12 protein-coding genes are annotated in these 20,976 nt (G+C 61.1%); 3 read left to right on the plus strand and 9 right to left on the minus strand.

The window, feature by feature from the left end:
• The first annotated feature begins 20 nt into the window (after window positions 1-20).
• Window positions 21-2,069 carry a hypothetical protein gene (locus UB90_RS04640; protein ID WP_065325345.1) on the plus strand — a complete coding sequence of 683 codons (2,049 nt, stop codon included), beginning with the start codon at window positions 21-23 and terminating at the stop codon, window positions 2,067-2,069.
• Window positions 2,070-2,253: 184 nt separating this feature from the next.
• On the opposite strand, the gene UB90_RS04645 is transcribed toward UB90_RS04640, so the two are convergent.
• Genes UB90_RS04645 through UB90_RS04655 form a run of 3 tightly spaced genes read right to left on the minus strand, consistent with a single transcriptional unit; the run spans window position 2,254 to window position 10,771 of the window.
• A complete protein-coding gene (locus tag UB90_RS04645; RefSeq protein WP_413081254.1) occupies window positions 2,254-3,120 on the minus strand; it encodes a 2-keto-4-pentenoate hydratase in 867 nt (288 codons plus the stop codon).
• A 26-nt stretch (window positions 3,121-3,146) separates the two neighbouring features.
• Complete coding sequence (gene pbpC, locus UB90_RS04650) at window positions 3,147-5,327, minus strand: penicillin-binding protein 1C (RefSeq protein WP_204161363.1); 2,181 nt, start codon at window positions 5,325-5,327, stop codon at window positions 3,147-3,149.
• Complete coding sequence (locus UB90_RS04655; protein WP_110613667.1) at window positions 5,324-10,771, minus strand: alpha-2-macroglobulin family protein; 5,448 nt, start codon at window positions 10,769-10,771, stop codon at window positions 5,324-5,326. The genes pbpC and UB90_RS04655 overlap by 4 nt, the downstream gene beginning before the upstream one ends.
• A 151-nt stretch (window positions 10,772-10,922) precedes the next feature.
• Here UB90_RS04655 and UB90_RS04660 point away from each other — a divergent pair, with 151 nt between their 5' ends.
• The gene (locus tag UB90_RS04660; protein ID WP_065325384.1) at window positions 10,923-13,166 is read left to right on the plus strand and encodes a response regulator; all 2,244 of its coding nucleotides are present in this window, start codon (window positions 10,923-10,925) and stop codon (window positions 13,164-13,166) included.
• Between the two features lie 22 nt (window positions 13,167-13,188).
• Here the strand turns inward: UB90_RS04660 and lpdA are convergent, their stop codons facing one another.
• From lpdA to UB90_RS04685, 5 genes are read right to left on the minus strand one after another with little or no spacing between them, the layout of a single operon-like run.
• Window positions 13,189-14,547: a dihydrolipoyl dehydrogenase gene (gene lpdA / locus UB90_RS04665; RefSeq protein WP_065325347.1), complete on the minus strand. Its 1,359-nt coding sequence runs from the start codon at window positions 14,545-14,547 to the stop codon at window positions 13,189-13,191.
• A complete protein-coding gene (locus tag UB90_RS04670; protein WP_065325348.1) occupies window positions 14,548-15,816 on the minus strand; it encodes a dihydrolipoamide acetyltransferase family protein in 1,269 nt (422 codons plus the stop codon).
• Between the two features lie 4 nt (window positions 15,817-15,820).
• A complete protein-coding gene (locus UB90_RS04675) occupies window positions 15,821-16,834 on the minus strand; it encodes an alpha-ketoacid dehydrogenase subunit beta (protein ID WP_065325349.1) in 1,014 nt (337 codons plus the stop codon).
• 1 nt (window position 16,835) lies between these two features.
• Window positions 16,836-18,077 carry a 3-methyl-2-oxobutanoate dehydrogenase (2-methylpropanoyl-transferring) subunit alpha gene (locus UB90_RS04680; protein ID WP_005626717.1) on the minus strand — a complete coding sequence of 414 codons (1,242 nt, stop codon included), beginning with the start codon at window positions 18,075-18,077 and terminating at the stop codon, window positions 16,836-16,838.
• The gene (locus UB90_RS04685) at window positions 18,074-19,144 is read right to left on the minus strand and encodes a Glu/Leu/Phe/Val family dehydrogenase (protein WP_065325350.1); all 1,071 of its coding nucleotides are present in this window, start codon (window positions 19,142-19,144) and stop codon (window positions 18,074-18,076) included. Before UB90_RS04685 ends, UB90_RS04680 begins: the two co-directional genes overlap by 4 nt.
• A 110-nt stretch (window positions 19,145-19,254) precedes the next feature.
• Here UB90_RS04685 and UB90_RS04690 point away from each other — a divergent pair, with 110 nt between their 5' ends.
• On the plus strand, window positions 19,255-19,731 hold the full coding sequence (locus tag UB90_RS04690; RefSeq protein WP_074712533.1) for an Lrp/AsnC family transcriptional regulator: 477 nt from the start codon (window positions 19,255-19,257) through the stop codon (window positions 19,729-19,731).
• A 71-nt stretch (window positions 19,732-19,802) separates the two neighbouring features.
• On the opposite strand, the gene UB90_RS04695 is transcribed toward UB90_RS04690, so the two are convergent.
• Window positions 19,803-20,948, minus strand: a complete 1,146-nt coding sequence (locus UB90_RS04695) for an iron-containing alcohol dehydrogenase (RefSeq protein WP_065325385.1) — start codon at window positions 20,946-20,948, stop codon at window positions 19,803-19,805.
• Window positions 20,949-20,976: the final 28 nt, after the last annotated feature.

Genomic DNA, 20,976 nt, shown 5'->3' on the forward strand with positions numbered 1-20,976 from the left:
GCGCAAGGAGCCCACGTCGAATGACTCAGACCATTCTCTTTGACCCGCTGGTGCCCTGGGCGCTGCTCGCTGCACTGGCGGGGGTGAGCTTTGTGGCATTGGGGCTGGCCATCTGGCGGCGGCTCGCGGGCTGGGCGTTGCGCGCTGGAGCCGCGCTGGTTCTGCTGGCCGCACTTTCCGGCCCGGTCATTCAGGTCGAAGATCGTACCCCCCTGAGCGATATCGTCATCGTTGCCGAAGATCGCACTGCCAGTCAGGCTCTCTCTGACCGGGGCGATCAAATGGCAACTGCGCGCGCTGAGATTGAAGAGGCGCTGGCGGAGCGCGCCAATACCGAAGTGCGCTGGATCACTGTCGAAGACAGCCCCGACGATGGCGGCACCCAGTTGATGGATGCCTTGACACGGGCATTGGCAGACGAGCCACGAGCACGTGTTGCAGGTATTATCGCGCTGTCAGACGGGCAGATCCACGATATGGAACGCGCGCCTGATCTCCCCGCGCCACTGCATCTCCTGATGACCGGCCGCGAGGGAGACTGGGATCGTCGCCTGATCGTCAAAAATGCTCCATCCTTTGGGATTATCGGAGAGCCGATCACTCTGACGCTACAGGTCGAAGATCAGGGCGCTGCACCGGAGGGCGTGCAATATACCGAGCTGCAGATCGCAATCGACGGAGGCGCGCCGCAGAATTTCCGTCTGCCGGTAGGAGTTGATTTCGACCTGCCGCTGACCCTGCCCCACGGTGGACGCAATGTGATCGAGTTCCGCGTTCCTGAGGCCACCGGCGAGTTAACAGCCCGCAATAACGCCGCCCTGTTGCAGATCAACGGCGTGCGTGACCGGCTACGGGTGCTGCTGGTATCCGGTGCTCCGCATCCGGGCGGGCGTACATGGCGCAACCTTCTGAAATCCGACAGCTCTGTTGATCTTGTGCATTTCACTATCCTGCGCCCTCCCGAGAAACAGGATGGCGTGCCAGTGGATGAGCTGTCTTTGATCGCCTTTCCAACCCGAGAGCTGTTTCTGGAAAAGATCGAGGATTTCGATCTCATCATCTTTGATCGCTACAAACGGCGCGGCATCCTACCATCGGCCTATCTGGAGAATGTCGCCAATTACGTTCGCCGCGGTGGCGCGGTCCTAGTGGCGGCCGGTCCGGATTTTGCCAGCGCTGACAGCATCTTTCGCACGCCTTTGGCAGACGTCCTGCCTGCACGTCCCTCGGCTCGCGTGCTTGAGGAACCCTATCGTCCCACGATCAGCGAGATCGGCCAGCAGCATCCGGTCACTGCAGAGCTGACAGGCGCTGCGGAATGGGGTCGCTGGATGCGCCAGGTGGAACTGGATACCATCGGCGGGACCACATTAATGCGCGGGATCGGCGAGCGCCCACTGTTGATCCTGGATCGGGTGGAAGAGGGGCGCGTTGCACTTCTGGCCTCGGATCACGCTTGGCTGTGGAGTCGCGGCTTTGAGGGCGGCGGCCCACAATTGGAGTTGCTCCGCCGCCTGGCGCATTGGATGATGAAAGAGCCCGAACTGGAAGAAGAGGTACTGACGGCTGAGGCCACAGGCCAACGCATGCGTATTGAGCGTCGCACTCTTGGCGAAACTGTGGAGGCCGTGACTGTCACCGCGCCGGATGGCACAACATCCGATGTCACACTGCGCGAGATGCGGCCCGGCCTTTGGGAAGGGCGGTATGAAAGCGATCAAATCGGGCTTTATCACCTGCAAGAGGGTGAGGAGCGTGCAGTCATCGGTCTTGGCCCTGCTGCCCCAAAGGAGTTTGAGCAAACCATCGCGACCGCCAATGTAATGGAGCCTCTTGTGCGCGCGATACGTGGCGGGGCCGTGTCGCTTGAGGCGGGCGTCCCGTCTTTGCGCAACATTCGCGAGGGGCGTCCTGCATCAGGTAGGGGCTGGATCGGTCTCGTACCGCGCGGCGCATATGAAACCACTGCTGTAACTCAATCGCCGTTGCTTCCCTCGTGGGTACTGCTCCTGTTGGCGGGGGCGCTGTTGATCGGCGCGTGGCTACGGGAAGGGCGCAGCTCGTCCTGAGCAAAGTCACTTTTTGTGTGGGGTACTGTGCAGAATGGCAAGCGGCGAGCCCTCCCGCCCAGCCTTGTGATCTGTTGATCCCATCGGCCAGTTGGGCCGAGCGCCGCGCCTTTGGCGCGGCGCCGGTCGCATCGGACATAGCCCGATGCGAAACACACCTTACGCAAGAGACACCATCAACGGGTCAGGAGGTCGGCGCAAATAGGACAGAGACTTCCGGATCTCCCGGTAGCCCTTCATAAATGACGCGCGCTCCCCCACCGAGTTTGGAAGGGGGCACCAACGGACCAAACGAGCCAACCGAGACCAGATCCCCAGCCTTAAACGTCACTCCAGCCTCATGGAGCCAGAGGATCGTTTCGGCGGGATGTCCCAAAACAGCCGTTCCCGGGGCCGATACCACAGTCTCACTTGCTCCATCGCGCAAAGTAACCTGCATTTCGCCCAATGCGGCGGTCAGGGCGGCGACATCCTCGACCGGTATCTCAGCACCAAGCACACCTCGCCGCGCGCCGACACCCATTGCCGTAATCGTCTCCGCCGTCATTGGCTCACCCGATGCCAATGCGAGATCTGGCAACTCGATAAATGGTCGAACGCTGCGGATGTTTTCCATCACCTCCTGAGGGGACGTGGCCCAGTTCACAGCTGAATCACCGATTTCCAGAACCAGATCAGCTTCGACCATCGGAACCGTGCCCCACGGAACCTCTACCGTCGCCCCGCTCTCCAGCATCATATCCCGGTAAAGCACACCGCGCACAGGCTCGCTCGCACCAAACCGCTCCTGCGCGGGCGCACTGGTCAATCCGGCCTTGTAGCCGATCACTGGCCCCATGTGCTCCGACAGTACCTCCACCAATCGCGCCTGCGTACAAAGCGCATCCACCATATCGCCATCTGCGCCCAAAGCTTTGGCTGGTTTTCGCGCGATATAGTCAGCCGCAAATTGGTTTACCTCGTCCTCGCTCGCGCAATCCGCCATGGCGGGGACAGCTATGAAGACGGCCAAAGCACAGAGCACCGCCAGCCCATGCGTTCTGTGAATCATACCCTTTACCTCCTGCAACACGCGCATCACCCCGTCTCTTCAATCTCAACGGTCACCCGAGCAGATTGCCCATCCGCATCAATAACCACAAGCGTTGCGTGTCCCGGCCCGGGGCTCGGAAGGTCGAGATCCCGGGACCGCAGACCCCGGGCCACCGGCACTCCATTCGCCAGCACCGTAAAGGGCAGCCGCCCCCCGCGCAGCTTTAGCGACAACCGGCCCTCGACCAGCGCCAGACGCGCCCGTGTTGGCGGGAAGACCACCTCGGGGGCACCTTCACCTACATCCGAGAACACGTCATTGCGTGCCCTGAACTGCCGCAATGGCTGCGGTAATTCCGCCGTCGTCAACACCAGTGCGTTCGGTGGCGGAGGTGCGAGCGGTGTAAGGTCGGATTTCAATGCGGCAAAGGCTTCAAACAACACCGGTGCTGCCACCTCTGCCCCAAACACTCCCGGCACTGGCGTGCCGTCAGCACGGCCAAGCCAGACCCCGATGACGTGCTGACCATCCCAACCCACGGCCCAGGCATCCCTGTACCCGTAAGAGGTGCCGGTCTTAAACGGCAATACGCCAGCGCGCGCTCCGCGGGGCACCGGCACGTCGCGCAAGATGTCCCCAAGATACCAGGCTGCGACCGGCGAAATCACCCTTGGGATCACAGCGCTCTCGCCACCAGCCTCCACCGTTAACTGCACCCCCGTGCCTCCCGCGGCCAATACCGCATAAAGCTGCACCAGATCTTGCAGGCTCACGCCAACTCCGCCGAGGCTCACCGCCAGCCCCGCTTTGCCACCGGGCAATTGCGGGCGCATCCCAGCCTGACGCATCCCTGCCATCAACCGCGAGGGACCAAGCGCCTCCGTAAGGGTGACCACAGGGGTGTTGAGCGACATTTGCAACGCATCGCGCACGCGCACGTCGCCTCGAAAAGCCCCATCAAAATTTTGCGGCGCATAGCCACCAAAGGACACAGGGGCATCGCGGATCAGCGTGTCCGGATGCACTAGCCCTTCGTCAAAGGCGAGGCCATACACCAGCGGTTTCAGCGTAGAGCCGGGAGAGCGTACCGCACTCACCATATCCACAAACCCGCGCCGCACTGTGTCAGTGTAATCTGGCGCGCCAATCCGGGCGAGGATTTCGCCGCTTTGATGATCCGCTACAATCATCGCTGCGCTCAGCTGTGGCCCGGCCGCTTTCGCCCGCCGCAGCAGAACAGCCTGCAGTTTTTCCTGCAAGGCGGCGTCCAGCGTTGTGTCAAATCGCGCGGTAGCCGGGGCCGCAGACCGCAGCTGATCCCCCACATGCGGAGCAAGCAGCGGAAAGGCACGGCGCACCTTTGGCAGGCGTGCTTGCGCCGCCTGCTGCGCCACCTCAGAGGTCAGGGCCCCAGCCTCACGACTGCGTTGCAGCACGCGTTCGCGTGCGACGCGCGCCGCACCTACCGATCGGTCAGGTCGGCGATTCTCCGGGGATTGCGGCAATGCCACCAGTAGCGCGGCTTCGGCGACGGTTAGGCGACGCGGCTCCTTGCCGAACCACGCAAAACTTGCCGCCCGCACCCCTTCAAGATTGCCGCCAAACGGCGCGTGCGTCAGGTAGAGGTTCAGAATCTCCTGTTTGGAGAGCTTGCGCTCAAGCGCCAGCGCCACCCGGATCTGACGTAGCTTTCCAGCCCAACGCCCAGTGGAGCCATCCTCCAGCAACCGTGCCACCTGCATCGTCAGGGTCGACCCCCCGGATACGGTACGCCCATTCAAAACGGCTTGCCCGACCGCGCGCAGCATCGCCAGAACGTCGACCCCGCTATGGGTGTCGAACCGTTTATCTTCATAAGCCCGCAGCATATTCAGATAGGTGGCGTCCACCTCTTCGACACGCACAGCCATGCGCCAAATCCCATTTCCAACCGGGTAGGCCCGCAACAAACGGCCATTGCGATCACGCACCTCGACGGAGGTTTCAGCAAGCGTTTGTGGAAGCACCGTCGCGTCAACCCACTGATCGAGAGCCTTTCCCGCAAGGACACTCGCAATGAGCAAGACCAACAAAGGAGTTCTGAAGCGCGCTGCCATCCAAAACAGGGGGCGCAACGCGCCCCCTCCTGACCGTTCGGTCAGGTCGCGCCCGGACACGGCAGTGTCCGGGCGCTCTCGCCGCTGCAAAAGTGCCCCCAGCTTACACAGCCAACCCGTTCGGCTCATCGCACCTGCAGCCGTCCCGCCGCCGTATTGGCGCGGTAGGCCGGGCGGTACATGTCCTCGACCGAGGCCGCAGGATGGTGGAAGTCACCGGGGCTGACCGCGCGTACCATATAGGCCAGCGTGATCGGATCACCCCCCCGCGAGGTCACCGCCGCGAGGAACCGATCAGAGCGGAACTCCACGTGATCCGCGTCCCAGAGGCTCAGCCAATCCAGATCGCGCAGATCGCCAGATCGCAGCAGGTTGGGATTGTCGATCTCCAGCCCCGCCGGCAGCGGGTCATTGACCATCAGCCGCGCGCCGATCTCCTCTTGCGGCAACACCCGTAGCACCGTCACCAGCCGGGTGCCAACCGCGACCGAGGCCAGATCCACCGGCTCCCCTTCCAACGTGTAATACTCCCGCGTCAGGGCAAAGCCGTAGCCACGCGCTGCCGGGGGCACGACAGGCACGCCGATGCGGGTCAGGGTGATGTCGGTGCTGCGCCCGGAGGCCGCGGTGACCGAGAGATCCGCCGGGCTATCGCCCTCCATCACCTCGACAAAGGCTCCGGTTACTGGCTGACCATTGACCCGCAGACCGGAGTCTTCGGGATTGTCCACCAATGCCTGCGCCGCCATCAGGCTCCACGCGGCTTCCTGTGTCGAACGATAGCCATCACCGCCCGCGACCCGCGCTGTAAGATAGTCGCGATTGACCGCCGTGCTGCCAGCCTCCACCGCCAGCGCCAAGACAGCCGCCGAGTCGCGCAACTGGGTGCCGTAATCGACACGCCACACTGGCTTTTCGGCGCCTTGGCCTGCGATCATCTGCGCGGCGCGGGCAAACATCTTGTCCGCCCGGCGCTGATCGCCATAGGCCGCGAGTGCGGCCCCCAGTTGCGCCGCGCCCATCGGGGTGGAGAAAGCATCTGCTTTTGTATCCGCGTAATAGCGCAGATCTCCCATCGCCGCCGCGCCCTCACGCGCCAGCACCAGCAGCGCATAGGCCACTTCCTCACCGCCGCTGTCGAAATCCGGCGCGTAGTTCAGCCGATTGCGCAGATTGTCCATGGCGCGGGCAAAGGCCTGATCGGGCACCATATAGCCTTTGGCCCGTGCCCGGCTGAGGAAGTCAGATGCATAGGCATCCAGCCACAGATCGCCGCTCTCGGCGCGCCAGAGGCCAAAGGCGCCATTGGCGGCCTGCCGGGTCAGCACCTTGCGGATGGCGCCGTTGATGCGTGCGTCCACCCTAGGGCCATCACCCAGACCGGCGGCCTCGGCCACCGACGACAGGTACAGCAGCGGCAGCGCCTTCGACGTCACCTGTTCGGTGCAGCCATAGGGGTAGCCGTCCAGTTGCGACAACAGCCCCGGCACGTCGAATTTGGCCAGCGGCCCTGCCGACATCACCGCGCGGGCAGAGCCGGGGCGCAGACCTGCGAACACATCCGCATTGAACAGGAAGCTGTCGCCGCCCGCCAGCGAGAAGCGCCGGGTTTCCGAGACCTCCGGATCATTGGCCCGCACCGGCAGGCGCAGGATCTGGTCCAGCACCTCGCCGCCGGGTGTGGTCAGGCTCAGACGCACCTCCGGATCGCCAACCGCGCCTGCGGTGACCGGGAGTTCCAGCAGCACCCGGCCCTGTTCGTTGAGCGTCACCGAAGGCGGCAGCGCGCCCAGTTGCAGCCCGGACCCGATCACCTCGGCCGCCAGACCGATCTCACCCGCAGGCCCATCGGCATGGGTGATATCCAGCCGGATGCGGCTCTGATCGCCGGGCGCCAGGAAGCGCGGCAGCGAGGCGGTCAGCACCACCGGATCGCGCACGATCATATCGGCCTCCGCCTGCCCGACCGAACGGTCAGTCCAAGCAACAGCCATCAGCCGCACGGTACCGTTGAAGTCCGGCAGATCGATGGGCAGGCTCACGCTACCATCTTCCCCGACCTGCACCGCACCGTGGAAGACCGACATCAGATCCTGCGTCGGCGGGGGTGACTGGAATTGCGCCCCAAGCCCGGCATCGCCGCCGGAGCGCACACGCCCTAACGCGCCGTTGCCGGGATCGATGAGGCGGCCATAGATGTCGCGCAGTTCCATCCCCAGACGCCGCTGACCGTGGAAATAGCCCACGGGATCCGGGCTTTGAAAGCCGGTGAGATTGAGGATACCGACATCAACGGCGGCCAGCGTCAGCCAGACTTCCTCGCCCGCCTCGGCCCCGGCGACAGTCACGGTCGCCTCGACCGTCTGGCGGGGGCGAGTGACGTCTGGAGTGTTGATCGTGACATCCAACTCCTGCCCCGGCTGGGTCACCGTGGCATGGGCGATGCCCAGCGCCCGGGTCGGTGTGCGGCCCTGCCGACTGGCGACGGGCTGCACGACAGAGGCGGTCACATAGGCACCGCTGCCCCACTCGGATGTGACCTCAAGCGGGATCACGTTTTCGCCTGCTGTCACCTCGATCGCCTGACGGTGGATCAGCTCGCTCCCCACCACGGAGATCAGCGCGGTTCCTGCCGCTTGCGGCACGATCCGCAGGCGAGCAGTGTCGCCGGGGGTATAACTTGGGCCATCCAGCGACAGCTCCAGACGATCCGGGGTCTGCGCGTCGGAGGCGGGCACATACCAGCCGGCGTAGAAATCCTGCGCAGCGGTCACGTAGTCGCCATCCAGACGTTCCACCACCAGCTCGTAGCGGCCCCAATCCACCGGCGCGGTGACCACCACCGGATCGCCGCCCAGCATCGCCTCGCCCAAGGCCACGCGGGTGCGGCGGGTGATCGGCTCCCACTGCCAGTCGCCATAGAGCTGATACCACTGATAGCGCGTCTCGACCCGGTTCAGCACCCATTGCACCTGCATCGGGGCGGGGGTGAGATCCGGTGCGAGCGAGATCAGCTCGAACCCGGCCTCGGTGCCCTCGGCCACCACGTCATCGGCAAACTGCGTCTTGATCCCGATCACGGGGGTCGCAGGCTGTACCGGCACGGTTAGTTCACGCTCGACCGGACGGGCGGAGCCATCCGAGAGTCGCGTGCGCAGGCGGGCCTCAAGCGGCAGACCTGCTGCCTCTACCTCGGGCAAATCACCAGCCGCGACGGACTGGCCATCGGCGCCGGTGTCCTCGCCACTGAAGTAGCGGGTCTGGCGGTTGGTTTCCGCATCATAACGCCCAAAGCGATAACCGGGCCAATCGGCCAGCTGCCGCACCGGGGCGAGAGAGACATCACCCTCGACGCTCAGGCCAGCGCCGGGTGCGCCAAACAGGAATCGCGCATCGATATCGACGACCAGCTGCCCACCGGGACGCAGGCCCGCGACATCACGGATGTCCTGTTCAAAGTCGATCCGCTCGGGCAGGAAATCCTCGACCAGCACGGTTTGCCGTGCCAGCGGCTCCGCCTTGGGGTCGGCATAGATCTCGATCGCCCAGGAGCCGCGCGGGGCGCTGTCGCCCACGGGCAGGGCATAGACATGACCGCCTGCATCACCGCCTTCGGAGATGTGGCGCGAATATTCCACCCCATCGGGGCGTTTCAGCACCGCGATCAGCGGCAGGCCTTCGATGGCCTGCGCGCGCGGATCGCGCGACAGGGCGGTCAGGTTAATGGTCTCGCCTGCGCGATAGGCACCCCGATCGGTGGTCAAAAAGACATCAACCGGGCCGGGCGCGGGACGGCCCTCGACACCACGGTCCGACAGATCAAAGGCGGCATCGCGCAACGACAGGAAGGCAAAGTCCTCCTCTCCGGCGCGCGCCAGCAGCATCGCGGGCGCAGCACTGCCGGTGCCTCGGGTCAACCCCGGCGCAAAATGCACATAGCCAGTATCGTCGCTGGTGCTGCGGGCAATCACCGCGTTGGCCTCCGAGATCAGTTCGACCTCGATGCCCGCGCGGGCCTTGGCGTCCGACAGCCCCTGCACCTGCACATGCAACCCATCGGCCCCAGACATGGAGCTGAGACCAAGATCCGTCAGCACAAACCACTGCATGGCCGCCGGGCTGTCATAGGGATCGGCCCCCGGCACGGCGGCACTGAGCGCATAGATACCAACGGGTTGATCGGCCAGCACATCATCCAGCGGCAACCGGGTGGTCATGTCGCGGTTCAACTCCTGCTGCACCTCGGCGGTGCCGGTCCAGAGCTCCTCTGCCACTGTGGCGTCAAAATTCTCGCTCTGCCATTGGTTCAGCGGGCGGGCAAACAGATCGTCCTGCATGCTGCGCAACAGGTTGCGGTCACTGATGCGCGAGAGCTTGAGGTCCAGCCTATCCACATTCACCGTCTCGACCGGCAGGGCGGTCACGTCGCTGCGCGCCAGCACATAAGCCCGACCCGGAAAGCGCACGGAGGGGCTGCGGTCGCGGATGTAGTGGCTGAGTTCCACGTCTTTGATAAGGGTTTCACCATTGGCTGCAGGCAGCCCCCGGCGCAAGGTCACCCGTAGATGTTGCCCGTGCGTCAGGCCGGTCAGACACAGCTCTTGCCCCGATGCCTCTGCCGCAAGCCCCTCGGCCTCAGATTTCAGATAGTCGCTATAGGTAACGCCCGTTTTGACCAGATCTTCTGAGAAGACGATGCACATGCGCGGATCAGCGCTGTCGGCCTCAACCCGCGTGTCGCTGACCCGAAAGCCGTATTTCGCCACCGCATTGTTCAGAAGTTCAGCAATTTGTTTGCGCGGCTGGATTTCCTCTGCCAGTCGCAGCACGGAAATCATATCGCGACCGCGACCCAGCTTCTCCAAGGATTGTGCGGCCTCGATCAATGCGTTCACCTGCATCGGCGCTGCATCGGCCCGCAAATAACCGTTCAGCGCGGCAGCAACGGACTCCGCAAGGTTGCGACGGGTTTCGCTGCTGTTGTCGGTGGGCATCGCACGCACGTAGCGGGCATACTCAACCCAGAGGTCCGGCGCATCGCTCAGTGCCACAGCTTCGCCCATCCAACGCGCAGCCATAGTCGCGTTATTCCCGGCAAAGAACTGTTGCGCGCCGTCAATCAACGTTCCGATGTCACGACCGCTCAACTGATAGCGTGTGCCGATCTCGCTGGCGAGTTTGCGCGCCGACGCCACATCGGCAGTCCCCGGCAAAGTGAGCCGCGACGCACGGTCTGCAGCGCGAGCGGCCAGTCCCGCATCTACCTGGAGTTTGCGCACCGTGAGCGCGCCAACAAATGTCGATGGGTCGCGTAATTCTGATTTTGGGAAACAGGCGTTGGATTTCACATTGTACACAAAGCCGACGCAGGCGCTCTGTGTGGCGCATGCGCGCTGGCAAGATTGCAGCGATGTATCGAACAACGCCTGCAAATCTGCCCCGAAATGATCTGTATCCGGTTGGGTTACAAACCTCTGCGTGGGCAAAGGCCCAGAATCACTGCCCTGCGCCTGCACTGCGGGGCTCAGAACATTGGAAAAAAGAAAAACGAATAAAATCAATAGGCGCCGCATGGAATCCTCCCTGTCACCGCGCAAAGGCTGACACGCGATTAACCTCATAGCAAGCATGCTCGCCATAACACCAACGCTAAAGGCAAATTAAGGAATGCCTGCGAGATTGAGGCAGCAGGTGTGGAAATAACAAGTGTTGGAGTTGGCGCAGATGTCGCTTGCTGAAAAATTGGCGCAGGAACGCAGGGCCCGATTGGCGGCTGAGCGGCTTCTGGAGCTGAAACAGGCGGAATTGACTGATGCGAATCGCAAACTCGGTCGTCATGCGCTTGCGCTAACCAAACGCATCGGTGCGACCCAGGCAGAAATCGCCACGTTCAGAAACGAGAATGAGCGCGTTAAAAGCGACCTTAACACCGCCAATGAAAAGGTTGAGCAGGCCGAGCGACGGCTTTGGCACTCCATTCAGGCGTTTCAGGATGGGTTTGCCTTCTTTGACAGCAACAGCAAGCTGATCGGTGCCAACACCGCATATCTGAATATATTCGAGGGCGTCGAGGAAGTTGCGCCAGGCGTATCCTATGTCCGCATTCTGCAAGTCCTGACCGATGAAGGGCTGATCGACACTGAGGAACTCTCGGCGGATGCATGGCGTGCGATGATGACCGAACGCTGGATGTCCCCTGCGCCGGAACCCACCGTGATTCGTCTCTGGAATGACCGTTACCTGAAGCTGATCGACCAGCGCGGCCATGACGGCGATATCGTAAGCCTGGCACTCGATATCACGGCGACGGTCCACTACGAGGAAGAGTTGCGCACCGCACGTGAACGCGCCGAGGCGGCCAACCGCGCCAAATCCGCTTTCCTTGCCAATATGAGCCATGAGATCCGCACGCCGATGAATGGCGTTGTCGGCATGGCGGAGCTATTGAACGACACCAGCCTTACCGAAGAACAGCGCCTTTATGCCAATACGATCAAGAACTCTGGCGAGGCGCTTCTGGTCATCATCAACGACGTGCTCGACTACTCCAAGATCGAGGCCGAGAAACTGGTTCTACACCCTGAACCCTTTGATCTTGAGGCTTGCATGCATGAGGTGGTCATGCTGCTGCAGGCCAATGCGCGCGATAAAGGGCTGACGCTTCTGGTCGATTACGATCTCTTTATGCCGACGAGCTTTATCGGTGATCCGGGGCGTATTCGTCAGATTCTGACCAACCTCATTGGCAATGCGGTGAAGTTCACAAATGAGGGCCACGTCACCGCCCGCGTGACCGGTGTTCCTCATCCCGAAGACAACACCGTGATGCTGCACATTTCCATTGAAGATAGCGGCATCGGTATTCCCGAAGAGAAAATTCAGCACATCTTTGGTGAGTTTAATCAGGTCGAGGATGAAACCAACCGGCAATTCGAAGGCACGGGTCTTGGTCTTGCAATCACCGAGCGCCTCATCAAGATGATGGATGGCGAGATTTGGGTGGAAAGCGAGTTTGGCAAAGGGTCCTGCTTTGGCTTCCGCCTGCCATTGGTGGTGGCCGATGGCAGTCAGGTCAACGCACCGGAGCTTCCAGACGATCTCAATTGTGTGATGATCGTCGACGATATGGAAATCAATCGCGAGATCCTCAATCGGCAGCTTCAGCGCCTCGGCTTGAAAGTTATCCCTGTAACCAGCGGTGCCGGGGCGCTTGAACAGATGTCCAAGGATGTCGATCTGGTGATTACCGATCGCAATTTGCCGGGAATGGACGGATTGAAACTGGCGCGTAGCCTGCGTCATGCTTGGTCAGATGTGCCGGTTCTGTTGCTCTCTTCCGACCCCGCCGACGCAAGCGATCCCGCCATCCGGGATATCTTTGCGGGCGTGCTGCAAAAACCGATACCACGCGGCGCATTGTTCACCGCGCTCTCCAAGCTCAGCGCGCCCAGCGGGCAGCCACCTTCTGCATCGCACGCGGTTGAGGCGGCTCCTAGCCCAGCGATGACCCAATCAACGGCGACGGCTGAGATAGCCTCTGATTTGCGCCGAATGCGCGTATTGGCGGCAGAGGACAACCGCACCAACCAGTTGGTGTTCCGTAAGATGGTCAAAGATATGAACATCGATCTGCGGTTTGCTGGAAATGGTCAAGAAGCGGTCGAACTATATCAGAGCTTTGTGCCCGACATGATCTTCATGGATATTTCCATGCCGAAAATGGACGGCAAACAAGCCACTCAGGCCATTCGCGAGCTGGAGAAGGAAAATGGCCGCAAGGTGCAGATTGTTGCGCTGACCGCCCATGCGATGGATGGCGATTCTGAGGGGATCCTTGCGGCAGGGCTTGATGACTATCTCACCAAACCTCTGCGCAAATCGCTGATCCACGAACGGATCATGAAGAACATGCCAGCCGCCGTGGCCCCCCTTCAATGCGAAGGGGGAGACCTTCAGGCAACCGGTTAAAGCCGCCTGAAGGAACCACTTTTTAGATGTGCAGAGCGTGACCCAGCGCCTTGAGGCATGCCTCTTGCAAGCCTTCGGATTGCGTGGGATGCGCGTGCACTGTCGCTGCGATATCTTCCAGACAGGCCCCCATCTCGATCGCGAGTGAGAACGCCGCCGAAAGTTCGGAAATCCCTGCTCCAACGCCCTGAAGCCCGACGACGGCATTATCGGCCTCACGCCACACCACACGAATAAACCCATCATCACGTTCGGTCGTCATCGCACGGCCATTGGCGATGAAGGGGAACTCCGCCGATTTAGTGCCGTCATTCTCTCCCGGCAGCGCGCCGCAGGTAACGATCTCCGGATCGGTGAAACAGACTGCGGGGATCGCCCTTTTGTCCCATTCGACGGAATGCCCCGCCAGATATTCCGCAACCATTTCGCCCTGTGCCATCGCCCGATGGGCCAGCATCGGCTCTCCAGTCACATCCCCAATGGCGTAAATGCCGCGCATGGAGGTCTGGCACATTTTGTCGATGCGAATGAAGGGCCCGTTCATGGTAAGGGACAGCTCATCAATGCCGATCCCTTGCGTGCGCGCACGGCGTCCGACAGTAACCAGAACGCGCTCGGCCTCCACATCCCCGGCATCTGTTGTCAGCACAGACGCCTCATGTGATTGCGCCTTGGTGCCTGTCATCACGGTAACGCCCAACTCCTCCAGACGTTTGTGAACCGGACGGGTCAGCGCCTTGTCGTAAAGCGGCAGGATACGATCTTCGGCCTCAACAATTGTCACCTTGGAGCCGAGTTTGGCAAAGACCGTACCCAATTCCAGACCGATGTAGCCGCCGCCAACCACCGCGAGGCTTTTGGGAACTTCGGTCAGCGACAGCGCCTCGGTCGAGGACATAACCGCGCCGCCAAAGGGCAAGAAGGGCAACTCAACCGGGGCCGATCCTGTGGCGATCACAATGTAGTCCGCGCGGATCTGCGTGTCGCCATCCGCGCCTTTCACCACGACTGTCTTGCCGTCCACGAAACGTGCGCGGCCCGACACCATCTTTACGCCCGCTTTATGCAAAAGCCCACCGACACCGCCGGTCAGACGCTCCACAATGCCATCTTTCCACGCGACGGTTTGCTTCAGGTCAATGGTCGGCGCAGAAGCCGAAATTCCCAAGGGACCAGAAGCAGCATGGGTCATCTTGTAAAACTCATCCGCCGCATGGATCATCGCTTTGGACGGGATACAGCCGATATTAAGGCATGTGCCCCCCGCGCGCGCCTCATCGACGACGACAGTGTCCAATCCCAGCTGCCCTGCGCGAATGGCACAGACATAGCCACCTGGTCCGGCACCGATCACCAGAACTTTGCATTTAATGTCAGTCATCTAGCCCTCGACAAACAGCATCGCTGGCGTTTCCAGCAGGAGTTTCAGTTTTTGCACAAATACAGCCGCGTCCCAGCCATCAATCACCCGGTGATCGAAAGAGCAGGAGATATTCATCATCTTGCAGGGCTGAAACTGCTGACCGTCCCAGACAGGGCGCATCTGCAGTTTGTTTACGCCAACAATCGCCACTTCGGGGTGATTGATGATCGGCGTGGTCGCAATCGCGCCGAGCGCGCCAAGCGAGGTGATAGTGATGGTTCCGCCCATCAATTCATCCCGCTTGATCGAGCCATCCCGCGCCGCTTCTGCCAGACGTGTAAGCTCTGACGCATTGTCCCAAAGGCTGCCCGACTCCGCATGATGCACCACAGGAACATTGAGCCCGTTCGGTGTTTGCGTGGCGATCCCGACATGGACGCCGCCATGACGATAGATGATCCCTTCGTCATCATCGTAGCGCGCGTTCAGTTCTGGCTGCTCGCGCACAGCTTCGACAATCGCGCGCATCAGGAACGGCAACAAAGTCAGCTTCGGGCGCTGGTCTTTGTACTTTCGATTCAACGCCGCGCGCAGATCTTCGAGCGCGTCCATCTCGATCTCTTCAACGATGGTGATATGCGGGATCTGGCGCTTGGAGATTGCCATCTTCTCGGCGATCTTGCGACGCATCCCGACCACGCGCACCTCTTCAACGCCGGTGTTTTTGCCGCGCGTGACACTGCCCTGCTGAATGCCACCCGACGCGATCCAGTTTTCTAGGTCCGCATGACTGATGCGTCCCCCCGGGCCGCTACCGGGCACTTGTCTCAGATCAACGCCCTCTTCGCGCGCCCGTGCCCTTACAGACGGAGCGGCCAGCGGTTTGGTATTCTTGGCCCGCGCGACGGGTTTACTGGTTTTCACCAGAGGGCGCGCGGGTTCTGCCGCCTTGGCCTGAGGTTCAGGCTTGGGTTCGGGCTTATCTTCTTTGGGGGCGGGCGTTGGCTTTGACGCTTCCGGCGCAGAGGCATCTTCATTGCCATCGCCGTCCACTTCGATACGCACCAAAACGGAGCCGATCGCCAACATATCACCGATCTCACCGCCGAGTTCGACCACCTTTCCTTCGACGGAAGAAGGCACTTCTACGGCGGCTTTGTCGGTCATCACAGCGGCTAGCACATCGTCTTCCTTGACGATATCGCCGGGTTTTACATGCCATTCAGTGAGTTCCGCCTCTGCGATGCCTTCACCCACGTCTGGCAGGCGGATTGCATAGATCCCCATCCGCTCAATCCTCCATGCATTTTTTGAGGGCTTCACCGACCCGTTCGGGGCCGGGGAAGTAATTCCATTCCTGCGCGTGCGGATAGGGCGTATCCCAGCCCGTGACGCGGATAATCGGTGCCTCAAGATGGTAAAAACAATTCTCTTGCACGATCGACATCAATTCCGCGCCAAAGCCTGAGGTCTTGGTCGCCTCATGCACGATCACGCAGCGCCCGGTTTTTTCCACAGAAGCCACAATGGTCTCCAGATCCAGCGGCAGCAGGGTGCGCAGGTCGATCACCTCAGCGTCAACGCCCGTCTCTTCGGCGGCGGCTTCGGCCACGTAGACCATGGTGCCATAGGCCAGCACAGTCACGTCGCTGCCTTCGCGACGAATGGCGGCCTTGCCGAGCGGGATCGGCTCGTACCCGTCCGAAACATCACCCAAGGGATGCTTCTTCCAACTGGTGACGGGACGGTCGTGATAACCATCAAAAGGCCCATTATAGAGCCGCTTCGGCTCGAGAAAGATCACCGGATCGGGGTCTTCGATGGCGGCCAAGAGCAGACCTTTGGCATCGCTTGGATTGGACGGCACCACCGTTTTTAGACCCGACGAATGGGTGAAAAACGCCTCGGGTGACTGGCTGTGCGTCTGGCCGCCAAAGATACCGCCGCCGGTGGGCATGCGGATCACAATCGGGCAGGTGAAATCCCCTGCCGAGCGATGCCGCAGACGCGCAGCCTCTGAGACGATCTGATCAATTGCCGGATACACGTAATCGGCAAACTGGATCTCGATCACCGGGCGCAATCCGTAGGCAGCCATTCCAATCGCGGTGCCGACAATGCCTGCCTCGTTGATCGGCGCATCAAAGCAGCGTGATTTTCCATACTTCTTCTGCAGGCCTGCGGTGACGCGGAAGACGCCGCCGAAATAGCCTACATCTTCGCCGTAGACGACCACGCGGTCGTCTTTTTCCATGGCCACATCATGCGCATCGCGCAGGGCCTCGATCATGGTCATCTGGGCCATGTCAGTACCCCGCTTCTTGACGTTGTCTAATCAGATGGGGCGGCATTTTCTCGAACACACCTTCGAACATGTCGCGCGGGGACGGTCCTTTGCCACCTCCCAAAGTGCCGATCTTTTCCGCTTCTTTCTGGGCGGTGATGACCTGATCCATCAGTTCCGCTTCTGCCTGGCTGTGGCGCTCGTCGCTCCATTCTCCGATACGGATCAGGTGGCGTTTCAACCGGTCGATTGGGTCGCCCAGCGGCCATGCGGCGCCCTCATCAGCAGACCGATAGGCGGAAGGATCGTCACTGGTGGAATGGCCGCCCGCGCGGTAGGTGACATGTTCGATCAATGTCGGTCCAAGCCCCAGACGCGCGCGTTCCGCTGCCCATTTCGCCACCGCATTCACCGCGAGGTAGTCATTGCCGTCCACCCGGATCGACGCAATGCCAAACCCGTGGCCCCGCGCCGCAAACGTGCCCACACCGCCGCGTGCAATGCCCTGAAAGGTCGAAATCGCCCACTGGTTGTTGACGATGTTCAGCACCACCGGCGCATTGTAGGTCGAGGCGAACACCATCGCCGCATGGAAATCGCTCTCGGCGGTAGAGCCATCACCGATCCAGCCCGCTGCGATCTTGGTATCACCGGAAATGGCGGAGGCCATCGCCCAGCCCACGGCCTGCACAAACTGGGTGCCGAGGTTACCAGAAATCGAAAAGAATCCATGCTCCTTTGAGGAATACATGATCGGCAATTGGCGACCGTGCAAAGGGTCGTCCGCGTTGGAATAGATCTGGTTCATCATGGTGACGAGCGGATAATCCCGCGCGATCAACAGACCCGCCTGCCGATAGGTAGGAAAGTTCATATCCCCATCCTGCAGCGCGCGCGAAAAGGCACAGCTCACGGCCTCTTCTCCGAGGTGCTGCATGTAGAAGCTGGTTTTGCCCTGACGCTGCGCGTTCTGCATCCGGGCGTCAAACGCCCGCAATAGCATCATGTCGCGCAACCCCTCGCGCAATTCCTCTGGCGTGAGGGCACCAGCCCAATCGCCCACGGCCTCGCCTTCTTTGTTCAGCACCCGCACGATGGAAAACGCCATTTCGCGCATATCATCTGGGTCCACATCCACCGCAGGACGCGCAACAGCCCCAGCGCGCGGCACCTCAAAGTATGAGAAATCCGGTGTATCGCCCGGACGACAACCCGGTTCAGGCACATTCAGCGCGAGCGGCTGGTAGGTCTTGTCATCAGTCATGCAGCACCTCGTTTCGCGTCAGACGCTTTCGCTAGAATCTCAGCCACCATGTCATCTGCGACTGCGGTGGTGGTGCGTCCGGTCTTGTCGCTCAGCTCCAGCAATGTGCGGATGCGCCCCGCCACCCCGTCGAGCCGTTCGGTACGATAGCGCGTGCCCGCCTTGTGGATCTCACCTGCGACACTGATGATGCCGCCTGCGTTGACCACGTAGTCGGGCAGATAGCGAATGCCCTTGGCACGCAGCGCATCTGCCACTTCTGGCGTCTCAAGCTGGTTGTTGGCGGCACCGCACACCAATTTTGCGATCAATTTCTCAACAGTAGCGTTGGTCAGCACACCGCCAAGGGCGCAGGGCGCAAAGATATCCATCTCTGTCTCAAATACCTGCGTTGTGTCGCAGATCGTTGCACCAAAGGCTGCTTTCGCATGCTGCAGAGCCGCGTCATTAATGTCAGCGACAATCAGATCGGCCCCAACGCTATGCAATTTTTCGGCAAGCGACATACCGACGTGGCCAAGTCCCTGAACCAGCACCCGGCGCCCGGTGAGATCACGGGTGCCAAACACCACTTCAGCGCCGACCTGAAGGCATTGGAATACCCCTTGCGCAGTAAAAGGCGACGGATCACCGGTGCCATAGTCACCCCCCTCCAGCCCCACGGCATAAGGGGTTTCCTCGGCCACGATCTTCATATCCTCGGGCGAAATTCCGACATCCTCTGCGGTGTAATAGCTGCCATTCAGGCTTTGAACGGCGCGGCCAAAAGCGCGCAGCAGGGCGGGAGACTTATCGGTGCGGGCATTGCCGACGATCACCGATTTGCCACCACCCAGCGCCAGATCGGCCATGGCGTTCTTGCAGGTCATCCCCTGCGCCAAGCGGAGCACATCGCGGCGCGCCTCATCAAGTGTTGCGTAGTCCCACATCCGGCAGCCGCCAGCAGCAGGGCCAAGGGTGGTCGAATGCACGCAGATGAAGGCTTGCAGACCGCTTTCGGTATCTTCCGCAAAAACGAGGCGCTCATATCCTTCGGGTACCGTTTCCTCAGTCAGGTTCAGTGTCATGGTCTCTCCACCGGGCAGAAATCTGATTTGGCGATTTTATCGCAAAACACTGGTGGAAAAATCGAACATCCCCCATGTATATTGCGAATGATTGGTGTTTACCGCTACAAATGAGGCTTATTGTGGCTAGATACGCTGCAGACAGGTTAGACCGTGCGATTCTACGCGCTCTGCGAGAAGACGGTCGTATGTCTCTGGTCCAGCTGTCCGACCGTGTTGGATTATCTCCGACCCCTGTAAAACGACGCCTGCGACAGCTGGAAGACAGCGGGTTGATCGAAGGTTACGTCGCCCGCATCGATCGCAAGACAGCGGGCTTTGGCATTACTGCGTTTGTATCGGTTGAACTGGAGAAACAGGACGCCGAAGCAGTGGCTACCTTTCAAAAGAAAGTCGCGCAATTTGAAGAGGTTGTCACAGGCAGCCTGATGACAGGCGCGCAGGATTTCCTGCTGGAAGTCGTGGTGGAGAGCCTCGAAGAATTCGAGACGTTTCTTCAGACCAAACTCATGCGTGTGGAGGGGCTGCGCGCGGTGCGTTCTCGCTTTGCGCTGCGCAAGTTCATCGACCGCACGCGCATCCCTTAAGAATAAGAAGAGGCCGCCCCCACAATGTAGGCGCGGCCTCTGGATCGGTTTTTCGGGGACCGATTATTCAATCAAAGTGCGGCTTTGAACAGCTGTGTCAGGTTTTCCTCGGTCAGTTTGACGGGATTGCCGCCACAGCTGGGATCAATGATCGCGCCTTTGACCAGTTCGGGGATGGAGTTCTCGGTGACGCCGAGTTCCGCAAGGCCGCGCGGAATGCCGAGGCTGTCGTTGAACTCCTGCACAAACGCCTTGAACCCGTCAAAGCCGCCCGCGATGCCAAGGTAAGCCGCCGCCATGTCAAAACGTTCGGCAATCTCAGAGGCGTTGAACTCCAGCACAGCAGGCATGCAGACCGCATTGGTGGTGCCGTGGTGGGTGTTGAAATGTGCGCCAATAGGGTGGCTCATCGCGTGGATTGCGCCGAGGCCCTTCTGGAACGCGGTCGCGCCCATGGCCGCCGCAGACATCATATGCGCTCGCGCCTCTATGTCGGTGCCATCTGCGTAGGCGCGCGGCAGGTAATCCTTGACCAGGCGCATACCTTCAAGCGCCATGCCCTGCGACATCGGGTGGTAATGCGGCGAGGAGAAGGCCTCGACACAATGGGCGAAGGCATCAAGGCCGGTGCCGGCAGTGATGAACTTGGGCATACCCACGGTCAGTTCGGGATCGCAGATCACCACGGTGGGCAGGACCTTGGGGTGGAAGATGATCTTTTTCTGATGGGTGACGCTGTCGGTGATGACAGAGGCGCGGCCCACCTCAGACCCGGTGCCCGCAGTAGTGGGCACCGCGATGATCGGCGCGATGGCGTCGGCATCGGCGCGGGTCCACCAATCGCCAATGTCCTCAAAATCCCAGACCGGGCGAGTCTGGCCCGCCATGAAGGCGACCATCTTGCCCAGATCGAGACCGGAGCCGCCGCCAAAGGCGATCACCCCGTCATGGCCGCCTGCCTTGTAGGCCGCGACACCGGCATCGAGGTTCTTCTCGTTCGGGTTGGGATCTACCTCGGAGAACATCCCGCGACCAAGGCCGGCGGCCTCCATGATGTCGAGGGTGGATTTTGTCACGGGCAGATCCGCAAGCCCCTTGTCGGTGACCAGCAGTGGCTTCTCGATCCCGGCCTGCGCGCAGGCATCGGCCAGTTCCTTGATCCGGCCTGCGCCGAATTTGATTGCGGTCGGGTATGACCAGTTTCCAATGAGAGACATCAGCATGTTCCTGTGGTGAGCCGGAGGT

The organism is Tritonibacter mobilis (genome assembly GCF_001681715.1).
Classification (GTDB): Bacteria; Pseudomonadota; Alphaproteobacteria; order Rhodobacterales; family Rhodobacteraceae; genus Epibacterium; species Epibacterium mobile.

Bases quoted from the DNA above. Each gene is read 5' to 3' on its own strand.
- UB90_RS04685 (WP_065325350.1), bottom strand. From the start codon at position 19,144: ATGACACTGAACCTGACTGAGGAAACGGTACCCGAAGGATATGAGCGC.
- UB90_RS04645 (WP_413081254.1), bottom strand. From the start codon at position 3,120: ATGATTCACAGAACGCATGGGCTGGCGGTGCTCTGTGCTTTGGCCGTC.
- UB90_RS04660 (WP_065325384.1), top strand. From the start codon at position 10,923: ATGTCGCTTGCTGAAAAATTGGCGCAGGAACGCAGGGCCCGATTGGCG.
- UB90_RS04695 (WP_065325385.1), bottom strand. From the start codon at position 20,948: ATGTCTCTCATTGGAAACTGGTCATACCCGACCGCAATCAAATTCGGC.
- UB90_RS04640 (WP_065325345.1), top strand. From the start codon at position 21: ATGACTCAGACCATTCTCTTTGACCCGCTGGTGCCCTGGGCGCTGCTC.
- UB90_RS04690 (WP_074712533.1), top strand. From the start codon at position 19,255: ATGAGGCTTATTGTGGCTAGATACGCTGCAGACAGGTTAGACCGTGCG.
- lpdA (WP_065325347.1), bottom strand. From the start codon at position 14,547: ATGACTGACATTAAATGCAAAGTTCTGGTGATCGGTGCCGGACCAGGT.
- UB90_RS04655 (WP_110613667.1), bottom strand. From the start codon at position 10,771: ATGCGGCGCCTATTGATTTTATTCGTTTTTCTTTTTTCCAATGTTCTG.
- UB90_RS04680 (WP_005626717.1), bottom strand. From the start codon at position 18,077: ATGACTGATGACAAGACCTACCAGCCGCTCGCGCTGAATGTGCCTGAA.
- UB90_RS04675 (WP_065325349.1), bottom strand. From the start codon at position 16,834: ATGGCCCAGATGACCATGATCGAGGCCCTGCGCGATGCGCATGATGTG.
- UB90_RS04670 (WP_065325348.1), bottom strand. From the start codon at position 15,816: ATGGGGATCTATGCAATCCGCCTGCCAGACGTGGGTGAAGGCATCGCA.
- pbpC (WP_204161363.1), bottom strand. From the start codon at position 5,327: ATGAGCCGAACGGGTTGGCTGTGTAAGCTGGGGGCACTTTTGCAGCGG.